The sequence below is a fragment of the Marinomonas fungiae genome (genome assembly GCF_001418205.1).
Taxonomy (GTDB): Bacteria; Pseudomonadota; Gammaproteobacteria; order Pseudomonadales; family Marinomonadaceae; genus Marinomonas; species Marinomonas fungiae.
In genome coordinates this window covers 1-14,259 of the sequence record NZ_LIQF01000018.1, presented here as the reverse complement: position 1 = coordinate 14,259, position 14,259 = coordinate 1, and the positions used below count along the sequence as shown (strand labels likewise).

Genomic DNA, 14,259 nt, shown 5'->3' with positions numbered 1-14,259 from the left:
CAGTCTACATCTCGCAAGGGCTTAACTTTACGCAGCCTGAGTACTTGAGTCCACTTCCATCGCCCCAGTCATGATCGCAACCGCTTCCGACATGGTATGGGTCTCAGGAGTGATGGTCGCTGCACATTTACCCAAGCGGTGAACGTGAATACGATCCGCCACCTCAAACACATGTGGCATGTTGTGACTGATCAAGATGATCGGTAAGCCTCGATCACGAACTTCTTTAATCAAATTCAACACTCGACGAGATTCTTTTACTCCAAGTGCCGCGGTTGGCTCGTCCATAATCACTACTTTACTACCAAACAACGCAGAGCGTGCTACGGCAACGCCCTGTCGCTGACCACCTGATAGGGATTCCACTGCTTGGGAGATATTTTGGATCGTCATCAAGCCCAGCTCTTTCATCTTGGCTTGTGCGCGTTCTTCCATGGCTTTCTTATCAAGCATACGAAAAACAGATCCTAAAATCCCCGGCTTACGCAACTCTCGGCCAAGAAACAAATTATCAGCAATGTTTAACGCGGGTGACACCGCCAAGTTTTGATAAACGGTTTCGATGCCCAACTCTCGTGCCTGCATGGGCGAGCTGAAGTGCACAGGTTTACCGTCTAGCAGGATTTCCCCTTCGTCTGGTACCAAGGCTCCTGATAAGGCCTTAATCAGGGAAGACTTACCAGCACCGTTATCGCCGATAACGGCCAAGATTTCCCCTGGGTAAAGGGTCAGGTCCGCATGGTCAATGGCCGTTACACTGCCGTAACGTTTCACCAAACCGCGCGCTTGCAATACAGGTTGTTGATCGTAATGTGCTGTCATTATGCTGTCCCCTTACGAATCCACTGGTCTACGCCAACGGCGACAATAATCAAAATACCCACGGTGAATTCTTGCCAAAGCACATCCACACCAGCAAGCGCCAAACCATTGCGGAACACCCCAACCACCAGCGCACCAATTAAAGTACCAAAGATAGAGCCACGCCCACCGAATAAACTACAGCCACCGATCACTACTGCGGTAATACTGTCCAAGTTAGTGGTGTAACCCGCTTGAGGAGAGACTGAACCGATACGGCCAATCAACACCCATGCACCAATGGCACACACTACACCCGCCAACACATATACAGACAACAGAATGCGATCCGTGCGAATCCCCGCGAGTTTCGCCGCAGCAGGATCGTCCCCTGTGGCGTACACATGTCGTCCCCAAGCAGTCCAGTTCAGGGCATACCAGATCACCACAAACAGCGCCAACATCAGCAAGGAGCCATAGGTCAGCCGAGCACCAAAGAATGAAATCGTTTCGCCCAACCACTGCAACAGTGGTGCGTTATTAGCAATGTCTTGTGAACGAATGGTTTCGCTTTTTGAGTACCAAAGGTTTAAGGCAAAAAACACATTCCAAGAACCTAGCGTGGCGATGAAAGGTGGAAGTTTGAAGCGCGTAATCAGCGTGCCGTTAATTAACCCCGCCAAAGCGCCGACGCTGATCCCAATCAGCAAGGCCACACTCGCATCCAAGCCATGATCAATCGCCATACGCCCCATCACGACGGATGCTAATACCATGATGGCACCGACCGATAGATCAATGCCGGCTGTTAAAATAATCAAGGTTTGCGCGACACCGATCACACCAATGATGGTGACTTGCTGCAAGACCAAAGATAAGTTAAATGGATGTAAGAAACGGTCTCCAACCAATAAGCTAAAGCCAATGATGGCTAAAACTAGCACAATGGTTGGCGCTGCGACCGGGTACTTATGAAGAAATTTTTGGAAACGCTGAACTGGCGTATCCTTGTTTTCGAAATTCGCTACATAACTACCACTGCCAGCCTGATCAGCGACTTTATCGTGATCTAATACCGGTGCAGACGGTTTTGGGTTAGCAGAACTCATATGAATAACTCCAAGCAGAAAAACCACCGCTGGCGGCATCAGCCAGCGGGGTCAGGCAAGTTTGCCTAAAATGTTCTAAGGCGATAAAAGTACGAACGACTTTTGCGTTAGCCCCAACACATCGCCAGACCTGTTTTCGAGGTCACCGAGTCAACGCCGTTGGCAGGCTCATCAGTGATCAACTGAACACCTGTGTCGTAAAAATCTAGGCCGTCAGAAGCAGTCGGGCGAGTACCCGTTTTGGCGAATTCAACGATCGCACTTACACCTTCAGAGGCCATTCTGAGAGGGAATTGCATAGACGTCGCGCCGATCACACCGTCTTGGATGTTACGCACACCCGGACAGCCACCGTCGACCGATACGATCAGCACGTCTTTTTCCATTCCAAACGATTTCAGCGCTTCATAAGCACCTGCTGCTGCAGGTTCGTTGATGGTGTAGACCAAATTCACGCCTGGGTCTTTCTGCAATAGGTTTTCCATGGCACGACGTCCGCCCTCTTCCGAGCCTTGGGTCACGTCGTTGCCAACGATACGTGGGTCGGTTTCATCGCCCATGTAGTTTGGATTGTTTAGATCAATACCGAAGCCTTTCAAGAAACCTTGGTTACGCGCTACGTCTACCGTAATTTGGCTCGTGCTAAGATCTAGTAAAGCGATTTTGGCGTCTTTGGCTTTATCACCCATTTTCGCTTTGGCCCACATACCGATCATTTCACCGGCTTTAAAGTTATCCGTTGCAAACGTCATGTCTGCGGCACTCGCTGGTGATAATGGCGTATCGAGTGCAATCACCAACAAACCGGCCTCGCGAGCCTTTTGAATGGTTGGCACAATGCCCGCGGTATCGCTTGGGGTAATCAGAATCCCTTTAGCACCAGAGGCAATCAAGTTCTCAACCGCTTGGACTTGGGTTTCATTATCGCCGTCGTAGCGGCCAGCAAAAGTACGTAACTCAACCCCTAACTCAGCGGCTTTGGCCTGAGCACCTTCTTTCATTTTGACAAAGAATGGGTTGGTATTGGTCTTAGTGATCAGACCGATGATAGGAGTTTCCGCCATCGCAGAGGTAGACAGAGCGCCGGCAGCAACAAGACAAGCAAGTGTACGGTAGTTAAATTTCATGAAAACGACTCCAATATTGTTTTTATTCTGGCTTATGCCGTCGAAACAGTCAGTCACCGCTGTTTCTCATGGAAATATCGTCTATGAAAACTAATGAAAAATTTCAGCAATTAAGGAAGGCGTGAAATATTTGTAACATTTCACATCTTAAATCGAAAAACCCTCTGTAACTCATTGATTGTAAAAGGTTTAGATAAGATCAAATCGTCTTGTTCTAAACCATAACTTTCGCGTAATTCTTGGATGGGTAGCCCAGACATGAGCAATACTTGCCCGACCCAAGCACTGTTTTGTTTCAAAGTATGCGCCAAAGTCACACCATGCACTTCACCCGCTAGGTTCACATCACTCATAATAAGATCAGGATGAAATGAGCGATTGAGCGCGTCCAGCACGTCTTCAGCGCGCTCAAAGTCTTGTACCATGCAGCCAAGCTTTTGCAGCTGTTCACGCATCACTCGTCGGACCTCGGGATCGTCTTCAACCAACCAAATCACGGCATCTTGCGGCACTTCAACCACAGGTAGGCTTTCTAATTTAGAAGGCTTGCCCGCAGCGTCTTGCGTCGCCATGAGAGGTAAAAATAAGCATACCTTGGTCCATTGGCCTTCTTCGGACGTGACACGAATTTCACCGCCACTTTGTTTCACAAAGCCGTAAATCATACTGAGCCCCAAGCCACTGCCTTTGCCCACAGGCTTGGTGGTAAAGAACGGCTCAAAAATGCGTCCAAGCACCTCTTCAGAAATACCACTGCCGGTGTCTTCTACTTTGATACGCACGCCCGCTACATCAGAATCCGGCAGAGTCGTCGCTTTGGTGGAAAAGCTTAAAGTCCCTCCGCGAGCCATAGCCGCAGCACTGTTAAGCGATAAGTTCAGCAAAGCATTCTCTAGCTGAGAAGGGTCGATCAGGCAGTATTGTTTCGGACAATTTAAATCCACTTCCACTCGAATATGGTTGCCAACACTGTACTCAACCAGATCCAGCATGCCCTCGATCAAATCATCCACATGCGTCGGTTCAGGGAAAAGCTGCTGACGGCGACTAAAGGCCAGTAGACGATGTACCAAACTGCTGCTTTTCTCAGCCACCGCTAAAGCACGCTCCACATAGCGTGCTTGATCGTCGGTTTTCGGCTCAGAGTCGGACAGCATTTGTAGGTTGCCCATAATCGCTGCAAGTAGGTTATTAAAGTCATGGGCGACACCGCCGGTGAGCTGCCCCAGCACTTCCATTTTTTGTGCCTGACGCAGCTGACTCTCAACGCTCTTACGCTCCGTCAAATCAGTATAAAGCGTGACAAAACCACCATCTGGCATAGGTTTGGAACGAAACTCTATGATTTTACCCGAGTCAAAATGGCGCTCAAAACTCTGGCTGCGATGGTGACGCGAGGCATTCACCTCATCCATGTGCACCAGTTGATTTTCCATATTGAGGTTTTTGTGGGAGCTTTGCGTGATCAGCTTTTGTACCTCGGCAAGTGGCATGCCATGGTACAGTTGATCCGATTGGATATCGAACAGTGCTTCATAGCCTTTGTTCCAAGCGATCAATAAACCTTTCTCGGAAAACACACTTAAACCATCGTTCATATTGTCGAAGATGGTTTCCAAGAGACGTTTCTGCTCTGATAGCTCAGCAGACACTTCCAAACGCCGAATGGCGTCGCGGCGAAATACCTCAAAAGCATTCGCCAGCGTACCGATTTCATCATTGCGTTTGACTTGAGGATTACGCAGATCTACCTGCCCAAGGGATAATTCTTCCATATCCTGAGTGACCGACTCTAAGTCTCGGGTCATACGGCGACTAGAGCGATATAACAAGCTCAAGCCAACCACTAAGAACAGAGAAATTCCCATTAGCCACAGCTGCCCATTGGCAACCACTTGCCCCACTTCAAGGCGTTGTCGAGAGACTTGTTTTTGCAACGCACCGACGAACTCACTGACTTGAGCGCTGAGCTGTTCGGATTTTGCGCGCAAGGAAATCAGGAGGTAGCTTTTGCGATCTTGAATGTCATTGAGACGTTGTTGTGCTTTAAGTAACGACTCAGCTATGCGTTTCACCTCTGGTGAGGCATCCAGTATGTTCAGCTCTTGGACGATTTGCTGCGCCACTTGGCCAGGCTTTTCAATCAAGCGTAGCAACCAAGCCAGCACTTGGTACTCTTGCAGCGTTTTCTGCTGGGAAGTCGTTGGTAAAATTTGGCGAATTGCAAACTGTTGCGCCAAGCTGTCTTCACGGATGTACAGCTCTTCATGCACCAGCTCCACTAGCTCATCGAGCGTCGTCTCTAGACTCTCTAAGCGTTCTTCAATTTGGGCACGAAAGGCGGTGTCTTTGAGGTTATCCGCGACGCTACGCAAATCAGTAATACGCCGATTGAGTCGCTCCGATTCGGTTTGTAGCTGAAACGGGCGTGCAGAACCTGCGGTATACGGAGCGGCCGCGGCCAATTGTGCGACACTTTCTGCTAGAGTCAGAGCGGTACTGATTTCCGGTAAAGTTTGCGCTTCGAATTCCGATAACGACGCTTCACTGATACGCATGGATTGCCAGCCAATCGCCACCATAAACAGCGCCACAACCGTGATGGATAAAATCACCAAGGACGCTTTTTGGCGAATACTGACCTGACGCATTAGCTGACACTCTTGGCAACAGGCCCTTGAAATAAATACCCGAGGCCGCGTTGGGTTTTGATAAATTCCGGCGCTTTGGGATTAACTTCCAGCTTGCGACGCAAACGCAGTATTAAGACATCGACCGTGCGATCAAACACCTCAGTTTCTAAGCCGCGACTCAGGTCGATGATTTGCTCACGACTGAGCACACGATCCGGTCGGGTCGCTAACGTTTCTAACAGCGAAAACTCGCCAAGGGTCAAGATCACTTCCTCACCCTGCTGATCACGTAACTGGCGCGAGGTTAAGTCCAAGGTCCATTTGCCAAAGTACAAGCATTCGTGATCGGTGTTAATCGGTTGCTGTGCAGGGGCTTGGCGCGCACTGCGACGTAACAACGCATGAATCCGAGCCGTCAGTTCACGTAGGTTAAATGGCTTCATCATGTAATCATCCGCCGCCAGCTCTAGCCCCAAAATACGGTCGGTTTCATCGCCCTTACCCGTCAACATCATAATCGGCATGTCATCAAAGCGTTCTCGCACTTCACGCGCCAGCTGTAGTCCGTCTTCTTCTTGCAGATACAAATCCATCAACACCAAATCCACCGGCTGCACTTCTAAACAACGCCACATATGAGCACCATTTTCCGCATCCAAAACTTGATAGCCTTTCTGCGCTAAAGCATCACACAGTAAGTGACGAATATCGGGCTCATCATCAACGATCAACAGGGTCTTTTTACCGAGCTCGTTCATGCAGTTTTCTATCCTTTTATTTTTTATCATTTAGCTGGAGCGGCCGGCGCCACAGAAAGCATTATCATGCCATTGTTAATCAGCCATTAACCACCACTCAAATCACTTAATTCAGCTTCAGTCTATGGCATGTTCAACACCTGGAAACACTGAAAAGCAAAGCAAATACCGCTATCATGGACGCATCGCTACAGGGGACACCTATGACGTTTGCTTTGCCTATTTACTCTATCATTCCAGCACTACAATCACAGTTAAATCAGCACCATGAGGCCATTTTAGAAGCTGCGCCGGGGGCTGGTAAAACCACCGTTGTGCCGTTGGCGTTCCTTGAAGCGAGCTGGCTGGGCAAGCGTAAAATCATCATGCTAGAGCCGCGCCGCCTTGCAGCTAAGTCCGCTGCCAAACGCCTCGCAGATCAATTAGGCGAACCGCTGGGACAACGAGTGGGTTATCAAGTCCGCCAAGAAGGCCAGCAAAGCGCACATACCCAGATTCTAGTCGTGACGGAGGGAATTCTCACCCGTATGTTGCAAGACGACCCCAGTCTTGAGGATGTCGCTCTCATTATCTTTGATGAATTCCATGAGCGAAACCTGCATTCTGATTTAGCCTTTGCCTTAAGCCTACAAGCACGGGAGCTGTTTCGCGAAGACGATCCACTTAAACTCTTAGTGATGTCAGCGACTCTTGATAGCGAACGATTAACCGAATTGCTGCATTGCGAGCCGATTGTTTGTGAAGGTCGGCAGTTCCCAATCGAGATGCGTTATGCCAACCTTTCATTAAAACAGCAAGACGTGCCAGTGCAAGTTTCTAAGCAGATTCAACAAGCACTGCGCGAAGAAGACGGTTCGGTCTTAGTGTTTTTGCCAGGCCAAGGGGAAATTCGCAAAGTAGAAAGCCTTTTAGAAGATCAATTACCGGACAATACCGAGTTGTTATCGCTCTATGGTGATATGAGCATGGCAGAACAGGAAAAAGTCATTGCGCCTGCGCCGACTGGTCAACGTAAAGTGGTGCTTGCCACTAGCATTGCACAGACCAGTTTAACCATTGAAGGGATTCGCGTGGTGATCGACTCAGGCTTATCGCGGGAGGCACGTTTTGATGCTAAAACCGCCACCACACGCTTGCACACACGCCGCGCCTCGCAAGCGGAAACTACTCAGCGTGCGGGACGGGCTGGCCGTCTGCAAGCCGGTGTTTGCTATCGTTGGTGGTCTGCCGATCAGCAACACCGCCTAAGTGCCCATAATGCACCACAAATCGAGCTCGAAGATCTTAGTCATCTGGTCATGGATGTCGCTCGCTGGGGGGCACAAAAGCGAGAGGAATTGAACTGGATTAGCTTGCCTCCGTTGGCGCATTGGCAACAGGCAACAGGCTTGCTAACACAGCTTGGGTTGCTTGAATCAGGGCACAGCTTGACGCTCACCGCTGATGGCGAAGCTCTTGCTAGCCTGCCATTGCCACCGCGCTTAGCATGCCTTTTACTAGTCGCCAGTCGCCACGGAGACTCACAACAAGCCTTGCCTGTTGCAGCCCTACTTTACGAAGGCCTGTCTAAGCAGAGCCAAGACTCCCATCTGCAAACAGCCATCTCCTCTGCTCACCAGAGTAAAACGTGGCAACGCACCCTAAATGCATTAAACAGGCACTTACCGCAAAATAGTTCTGATCAAACTTACTCATTGGCGGCTTGCTTGGCGGTGGCGTTTCCTGATCGCATCGCTATGCGTCAACGTCAGCAAGGCAGCGAAACCTTATTTAAGTTAAGCAATGGCCGACAGGCCCTGCTCGCCAACCATGACTCACAAGCCAGCAGCGAGCTTCTGATTGCTTTAGAGCTAGGCGGTCATGCAGAGCGCGACGCCGACTGGCTCTACCTTACTTGTCCAATTACGTTTGCTGAATTAGAGCAAGCCCTAGCGGATCAAATAAACACCGTCGAGCGCTGCGAATGGGATAAGTCGAGTGGCGGTTTAGCCGGTGTTAGCGAAACTTGGCTAGGCAAGTTAAAGCTCAAGCAACAGCGCTTAACGGATCTGCCTGCCGAGGCCATCACACAGGCAACGTGCCACTATATTCGCCAACAAGGTTTGCAGGTGCTGAATTGGGATGAGGACAGCTTAGCGCTACGGGCACGGCTCCAATTTGCCCACAAGCATCTTGATACCACTCTGCCCGACGCCTCTGATGACTGCCTGTTAGATAGATTAGAGGATTGGCTCGGTCCCTTCTTGACGGGTGTTACGCGCATTCAACAATTAGAGAAATTATCCCTTCTTGACCCTCTGATGGCACTATTGGATTGGCCGCAGCAACAAACGTTAAAGACCTTGCCCATTCGGATTCCCGTGGCTTCAGGTTCAACCATAAAAGTAGATTACCAAGGCGAACAGCCGGTGATTCGCGTCAAGCTACAAGAAATGTTTGGTGAAACACAAAGCCCTGTGATCGCGGGGCAAACGGTTAAAATCGAACTGCTGTCGCCAGCGCAGCGCCCTCTAGCCGTCACCATGGATTTAGCGTTTTTCTGGAAAGAAGCTTACCCAGAAGTGCGCAAAGAAATGCGCGGCCGTTACCCTAAACATCCGTGGCCAGAAGACCCGTTAACCGCCGAAGCAACAGCAAAAACCAACCGAGCATTACGGAACTTGTAATGCTCGCGTACCATGATAGATACGTCAACTTCCTGAAAACTATTTACAAACCCCTTTTATTATCAATGTACTCTCTTCCATAATCCCGCCTGTTTCTTAATCAAAGTAACGTTAAGCGCTCACAGGGAAAGGATTGCTCATGTCTTCTTTTGTTAATTCAACCATTCAAGCAATGCGTGACCACCCCAAGCTGTTTTTATTAGTGCTTTGGTTATCGTCCACAGTATATGGAGATGATGGAATGGGGATTTTCAAAAAGAAAGAGACTGGCTGTGTTTTTTCAGGCTTTGACGGACAGCTGCTCTATGAAGGGGAACCAGCGGCTGATGCAGTATTAATACGAAAATATGAACTCTTTGGCCGCAAAGGCGAAGACAAAGCCACAACAGACTCAAACGGACATTTTCAATTCGACTCGGTTTTCTGGGAATTTACTGAACCATACTTAACGCCAACAGGCTTCTTAGTTCATCAGCAAATATTCGTTCAATATCAAAATGCTGAGACTCAAATCTGGGGGGGAGCCAAGGTCGAGCCTACTGAGTTATACGAGTTTAATAATCAACGCCCGAATAACTTAGTTTGTGAGATTACGGCTGGAGCAAAACGAGTTAATACCGGAAAAAGAGGCTTCATAGGTACAAACTGTCACTGGAACTAGTTATTAAAGGAAAGTTAGATAATGGATACTATCAGCCCAAATGTTGCCGCCTCTTTAGCCGATGAAGTTTATGGTGTTATAGATAACTTTTCTTTATCTACATTTTTAGGTAGGGAGGAATTTAGCTCGGAACGCGAGAATACAGCTCATTTACATGCCGATGTTGGGTCTCGATTAATCCAAGTTTCAGATGGTTTTGGAGTCTGCGCTCGCGGGGCAGGCAACTATAAAATAGCGTGCCGTTAGTCATGACTTTACTGCACCTGATTGGAACTGCATTACTTATCTCTTTTTGCATTAAGCTAAAGCAGAGACTGAGCTCCTAGTTCAATGCCTGTAGCCCTAGCCGAGTGAGTCGGCGACTCAACGCCGTATTTTTCACATGGTTTGGACTCCACCCCATGATAAAACGATGGAAGTCTGCCCACGCTACAGGAAATAATCGATACCATTCCTGTGTCACGGACTCAGCAAGATCAGGGGATTCTCCACGGGCGATAATACAACGCGCCAATTCACTGAAATATATATCCAGAAGATACTCTAAATCCTCCTCGAGTTGCGGTTCACTTAAGCAACTACCCAAAAAATACGCCACATCCTGGACGCCAATGCCGCGGCCAATATATTGAAAGTCGACTGCAGCCACTTCGCTTAAATCCCTCCGAAAACAGAAGTTCGCGATTTTAGCATCACCATGGACAAGGGTCTGATAAGAACAATCGCGCATCGTGTAATCTAACGCTTTAGCTGACTTTTTCAATGGTCCGTCCACCATGGCCTGCCATTCATCCGGACGCGTTGCTAAATGCCAATAGGTGCCTTGTGGCCATAAGCCCTCAGGCCAGTTCGTAGCAGGATCGGTGATTAAGTAATGCGCATGGAAGTTGGCTAACCAATGAAGTACAACCATCGTTTGGTTGCTCTCCAGCTGAGAGCAACGCAGATTGAAACCACTGGCATCTAGATCTTCTAACAGTAAATAGAGCACTGTCGCTTGTTGATAACTACCGAGATAGCGCGGCACACGTATACTTCCCTGTGTCGTCGCCGACCAGTGTGCATACCAATGGCATTCCACTTGATAAGAGTCCATTTTTCGTTGGTGGGCAAGATCTGACTGCCAGCCTCTAGGATGTTTTGCAACGTTCCCCCAATCAATCGCCTTCAAAATGACACTTGAATCATCAGCGTCTGTTTTCACACGATAACGAGTAATATGACCGTAGCCGCTCCACAGAGACTGTAATCGCTGTTGTTCAACATAGCTGGCATGAAAGATCTGTTTAATAAAAAATTCTGGCGCTAAAGCAGTCATATTAAAAAGCGATGGTATGGCTTTGTCCTTGGATGCACACAAACAGAGGCTAATATAAAAAAGGCTTAGTTTATAAGGTGTTTGTTTTTTGCTCTAGTGTATTTATGTCTATACTAGAGTCTAGCCCAGTTAACGTCATCTAACTTGATAAGGTCAAGGAATTTGTTATGAGTATAAACGGTGTTGGTAGCAACTATATTAATAGCTCTGCATCTCAGTCGTTGAACCGCAGTCAGGAGAGTTTATCTAGTGGACGTCGTATTAACAGTGCGGCAGATGACGCGGCAGGCCTTCAGATTGCTAATCGGCTTACAGGTCAAATTGATGGTAATGGCCAAGCTATTCGTAACAGTATGGATGGCATTTCCTTAGCTCAGGTTGCCCAAAGTGGACTGGAATCCATCACTAATGATTTAACCTCTTTACGCGAGCTTGCTGTGCAAGCAGGTAATGGCATTTACAGCAGCGCTGATCGTCAAGCCCTTCAAAAACAGGCCAGTGCCCTTATGGAAAATATCCAAAGCACTATTGGCAACACAACCTTTGCAGGGAAAGAACTCTTTACCGAAAATGGCAGCCTTGGTTTTCAGGTAGGGCCGAATAGTAACTCAACCTTTAACGTTGCCACGAATGACATTACCGCCTCTTTAACCAGCAGTGGATTATTTTCGCTTGATATTAGTGATGCGAACGCCTTGGAAAGCACACTCAGCTCAATCGACGATAGCTTAAGCAATATCTCTTCTCTGCAAACAGAGTATGGGGCGACACAAAACGCTTTCAGTAGCCGTATTGATGCACTGCTCAGTAATCGAGAAAATGAATCTGCTGCACGATCACGTATTCAAGATGCCGATTTCGCAGCAACCGTAAGCGATCAGATAGCGGCAAGTATCTTGGAGCGTTCGTCCATTGCAGTTCAAGCACAAGCTAATGCAAACGCAGGGCAAAGTTTAAATTTACTAAGTAGCTAACTTAATATCCCATTTAAAATCGCCCATATCCCGGTAACTTAGTTTTATGATTCAAGAATGCGAGCTGATATTAAAACATTTGGCTCGTATTTATTTTTAAGTTACACAGATAACTTAACGCGTAATGGAAGTTAACGTGCTTAATAATGTATTTAAAAACAATCGTCTGCGTAAGGCATACGATACTATTCATACCAGCTTTTGGTTTGTACCTTGTGTCATCATTCTCATCATACTGTCGCTTTGCGCTGCACTTGTCTGGCTTGATTCAACGACAGAGTTAGAAAAAGTAACGTGGCTAGATTTTCTATATCATTCTGATGGCGCTATTACACGTAGCCTGCTCACAACCATTGCAGGTAGCTTGATGACAGTTGTGAGTATTACGTTTTCAATCACAATGGTTGCTCTAACCAATGCCTCGTCGCAATTTGGTCATAGGCTACTACGAAGCTTTATGAATGATCAGAACACCCAAATCGTACTTGGTACCTTCACCGCCATTTTTCTGTATTGCTTAGTACTCGTTCGTGTAACGTATAATTTTGAGCAAGGGAATCATCTGCCGGGATTGGCAATAGGTGGTGCGATGCTACTCACGTTACTCAGCATATTCCTATTGATCTACTTTATTCATCATGTCGCCATTAACTTACAAGCCGATACCGTCATCGAAAAGATTTACTGCCAGCTACAACTTAATATCGAACATATTTTCTCTGAACAAATAGATAATGAGTCTGTTAAAGGCTGTAAAGAGCTTGTGCTAGCGTCTCTCAAAAGTCGCTTCGGCCTGATTAAAAGCCGGCATTCTGGATACGTACAAGCTATTAATTACTCACATTTAGTAGAGCTAATCGCAACGCAAAACCAATGCATGGAGCTGCTTATCAGGCCTGGCGACTTTGTAACGCGTAATATGGTTGTTATAAAATGTTCAGGGGACTTATCGAACGAGTCACAACAGCAACTTCTTAGTTGCATTATCCTCGGCTCTAAGCGTACACCTATTCAAGATCCTGAATTCGCGATCATGCAATTGGTAGAGATCGCTCTACGTGCTCTTTCACCTAGTATTAATGATTCCTTTTCTGCTATTGCCTGCGTCGACAAACTAAGTTCTACGCTCTCTAACTTAACCCGCCAGACATTCCCCAAAGGTATAGCATGCCATACTGACAGAGAAGTACGCCTCGTTTTCAAAGTTGCATCGTTTAAAGACTTAGCTAATACGGCTTACGACCAGATCCGTCAAAATGCTCGCTGCAACTTAGCAGTACAATTAAGATTATTAGAAGGTCTAACTCGCATTGCAGAACAAGCTTCGACACAAGAGCACTGGAAACTTATATCAAATCAAAAAGAGATGTTGGAGAGCGACCTGCAAAAACAGGAATTAACCGGTAATGACAAAGCTGTCACTGGACAACATTTGAACGATTTAAACTCACTGATTTTTGCAGCCAAAGTACATGACTAACGGCACGTTGCCGGGCTTTAGCTACCTTATATACATTGAATCTAAACCTTAAAGAGCAATAAATCTTATCCTCTAAGAAATGATCAAGGCTATAGTTTTAGATCATTGCTGCCTCGATTTATAAATCTCGTACATGTGTCATCGCTTGAATCTATTTAACCAAGGGGTATGTATGTTTACGGTACGGCCCACTCTTACCTATCCCATAACAGGACATATAGGATCCGATGGCGAGCACCTGCGACGTGCAAAAACCTATCAGATTCGTAAGTTTTAGATGCGATGGCCATTCTTTAGATACCTGAGCAGACGAAGACAATCTTTCGGGGGGCAGATCCCTGCACGCACATCAGCTTCTAATGACTGCCATCAGATAAGGGATCTGACCCCTTGCATAATGACGAGCGCCTGCGGCGTGTAAAGAGTCACTTCTGGGTTCGGGATGGGATCAGGCCGGGCATTTTCGACAGACGTAAAAAAGCCCTGACTGCGTTAGCGATCAGGGCTTCTTAATTAAAAGCTTGACGACGACCTACTCTCACATGGGATCTCCCACACTACCATCGGCGATGGCGCTTTTCACTTCTGAGTTCGGGATGGGATCAGGTGGTTCAACGCCTCTATGATCGTCAAGCAAACGGGTTTGCGTTCGTTCTGATGTGGTTATCAAAACACGCAAGTTCGTAAACTTGAGTCTTTAACAATTAGACTTTGAAATAGTCGATAACCAAG

The 14,259-nt window shown here is 47.5% G+C and carries 11 protein-coding genes and 1 rRNA gene; 5 read left to right on the top strand and 7 right to left on the bottom strand.

Annotated features, from left to right (window positions below; all coding sequences use genetic code 11):
* Positions 1–27: 27 nt before the first annotated feature.
* The 5 genes from ASC49_RS17750 to ASC49_RS17730 all read right to left on the bottom strand — a co-directional run bounded on the left by ASC49_RS17750 (position 28) and on the right by ASC49_RS17730 (position 6,428).
* Positions 28–822, bottom strand: a complete 795-nt coding sequence (locus ASC49_RS17750; protein ID WP_055464587.1) for an ATP-binding cassette domain-containing protein — start codon at positions 820–822, stop codon at positions 28–30.
* Positions 822–1,910, bottom strand: a complete 1,089-nt coding sequence (locus ASC49_RS17745) for an ABC transporter permease (protein ID WP_055464586.1) — start codon at positions 1,908–1,910, stop codon at positions 822–824. The genes ASC49_RS17750 and ASC49_RS17745 overlap by 1 nt, the downstream gene beginning before the upstream one ends.
* Positions 1,911–2,017: 107 nt before the next feature.
* Positions 2,018–3,037 carry a sugar ABC transporter substrate-binding protein gene (locus tag ASC49_RS17740; RefSeq protein ID WP_055464585.1) on the bottom strand — a complete coding sequence of 340 codons (1,020 nt, stop codon included), beginning with the start codon at positions 3,035–3,037 and terminating at the stop codon, positions 2,018–2,020.
* A 140-nt stretch (positions 3,038–3,177) separates the two neighbouring features.
* Positions 3,178–5,688, bottom strand: a complete 2,511-nt coding sequence (locus tag ASC49_RS17735) for a PAS-domain containing protein (protein ID WP_055464584.1) — start codon at positions 5,686–5,688, stop codon at positions 3,178–3,180.
* Complete coding sequence (locus ASC49_RS17730) at positions 5,688–6,428, bottom strand: response regulator (RefSeq protein ID WP_055464583.1); 741 nt, start codon at positions 6,426–6,428, stop codon at positions 5,688–5,690. Before ASC49_RS17730 ends, ASC49_RS17735 begins: the two co-directional genes overlap by 1 nt.
* 203 nt (positions 6,429–6,631) lie before the next feature.
* Here ASC49_RS17730 and hrpB point away from each other — a divergent pair, with 203 nt between their 5' ends.
* The 3 genes from hrpB (at position 6,632) to ASC49_RS17715 (ending at position 10,001) form a co-directional block, all read left to right on the top strand.
* Positions 6,632–9,094: an ATP-dependent helicase HrpB gene (gene hrpB / locus ASC49_RS17725; protein ID WP_055464582.1), complete on the top strand. Its 2,463-nt coding sequence runs from the start codon at positions 6,632–6,634 to the stop codon at positions 9,092–9,094.
* A gap of 139 nt (positions 9,095–9,233) precedes the next feature.
* Positions 9,234–9,755: a DUF6795 domain-containing protein gene (locus ASC49_RS17720; protein WP_055464581.1), complete on the top strand. Its 522-nt coding sequence runs from the start codon at positions 9,234–9,236 to the stop codon at positions 9,753–9,755.
* Between the two features lie 21 nt (positions 9,756–9,776).
* Positions 9,777–10,001 carry a hypothetical protein gene (locus ASC49_RS17715; protein ID WP_055464580.1) on the top strand — a complete coding sequence of 75 codons (225 nt, stop codon included), beginning with the start codon at positions 9,777–9,779 and terminating at the stop codon, positions 9,999–10,001.
* A gap of 76 nt (positions 10,002–10,077) precedes the next feature.
* Here the strand turns inward: ASC49_RS17715 and ASC49_RS17710 are convergent, their stop codons facing one another.
* Entirely contained in the window at positions 10,078–11,073 is a 996-nt protein-coding gene (locus ASC49_RS17710; RefSeq protein ID WP_055464579.1) for a phosphotransferase, read from the bottom strand.
* Between the two features lie 167 nt (positions 11,074–11,240).
* On the opposite strand from ASC49_RS17710, the gene ASC49_RS17705 reads away from it, so the two are divergent.
* On the top strand, positions 11,241–12,047 hold the full coding sequence (locus tag ASC49_RS17705; RefSeq protein ID WP_055464578.1) for a flagellin N-terminal helical domain-containing protein: 807 nt from the start codon (positions 11,241–11,243) through the stop codon (positions 12,045–12,047).
* A 136-nt stretch (positions 12,048–12,183) separates the two neighbouring features.
* Complete coding sequence (locus ASC49_RS17700; RefSeq protein WP_055464577.1) at positions 12,184–13,527, top strand: DUF2254 domain-containing protein; 1,344 nt, start codon at positions 12,184–12,186, stop codon at positions 13,525–13,527.
* 519 nt (positions 13,528–14,046) lie between these two features.
* Here ASC49_RS17700 and rrf read toward each other — a convergent pair.
* Positions 14,047–14,161, bottom strand: a 5S ribosomal RNA gene (rrf, locus tag ASC49_RS17695).
* Positions 14,162–14,259: the final 98 nt, after the last annotated feature.

Coding starts and splice junctions, on each gene's coding strand:
- ASC49_RS17750 (WP_055464587.1), bottom strand. CDS start 822: ATGACAGCACATTACGATCAACAACCTGTATTGCAAGCGCGCGGTTTG.
- ASC49_RS17745 (WP_055464586.1), bottom strand. CDS start 1,910: ATGAGTTCTGCTAACCCAAAACCGTCTGCACCGGTATTAGATCACGAT.
- ASC49_RS17740 (WP_055464585.1), bottom strand. CDS start 3,037: ATGAAATTTAACTACCGTACACTTGCTTGTCTTGTTGCTGCCGGCGCT.
- ASC49_RS17735 (WP_055464584.1), bottom strand. CDS start 5,688: ATGCGTCAGGTCAGTATTCGCCAAAAAGCGTCCTTGGTGATTTTATCC.
- ASC49_RS17730 (WP_055464583.1), bottom strand. CDS start 6,428: ATGAACGAGCTCGGTAAAAAGACCCTGTTGATCGTTGATGATGAGCCC.
- hrpB (WP_055464582.1), top strand. CDS start 6,632: ATGACGTTTGCTTTGCCTATTTACTCTATCATTCCAGCACTACAATCA.
- ASC49_RS17720 (WP_055464581.1), top strand. CDS start 9,234: ATGTCTTCTTTTGTTAATTCAACCATTCAAGCAATGCGTGACCACCCC.
- ASC49_RS17715 (WP_055464580.1), top strand. CDS start 9,777: ATGGATACTATCAGCCCAAATGTTGCCGCCTCTTTAGCCGATGAAGTT.
- ASC49_RS17710 (WP_055464579.1), bottom strand. CDS start 11,073: ATGACTGCTTTAGCGCCAGAATTTTTTATTAAACAGATCTTTCATGCC.
- ASC49_RS17705 (WP_055464578.1), top strand. CDS start 11,241: ATGAGTATAAACGGTGTTGGTAGCAACTATATTAATAGCTCTGCATCT.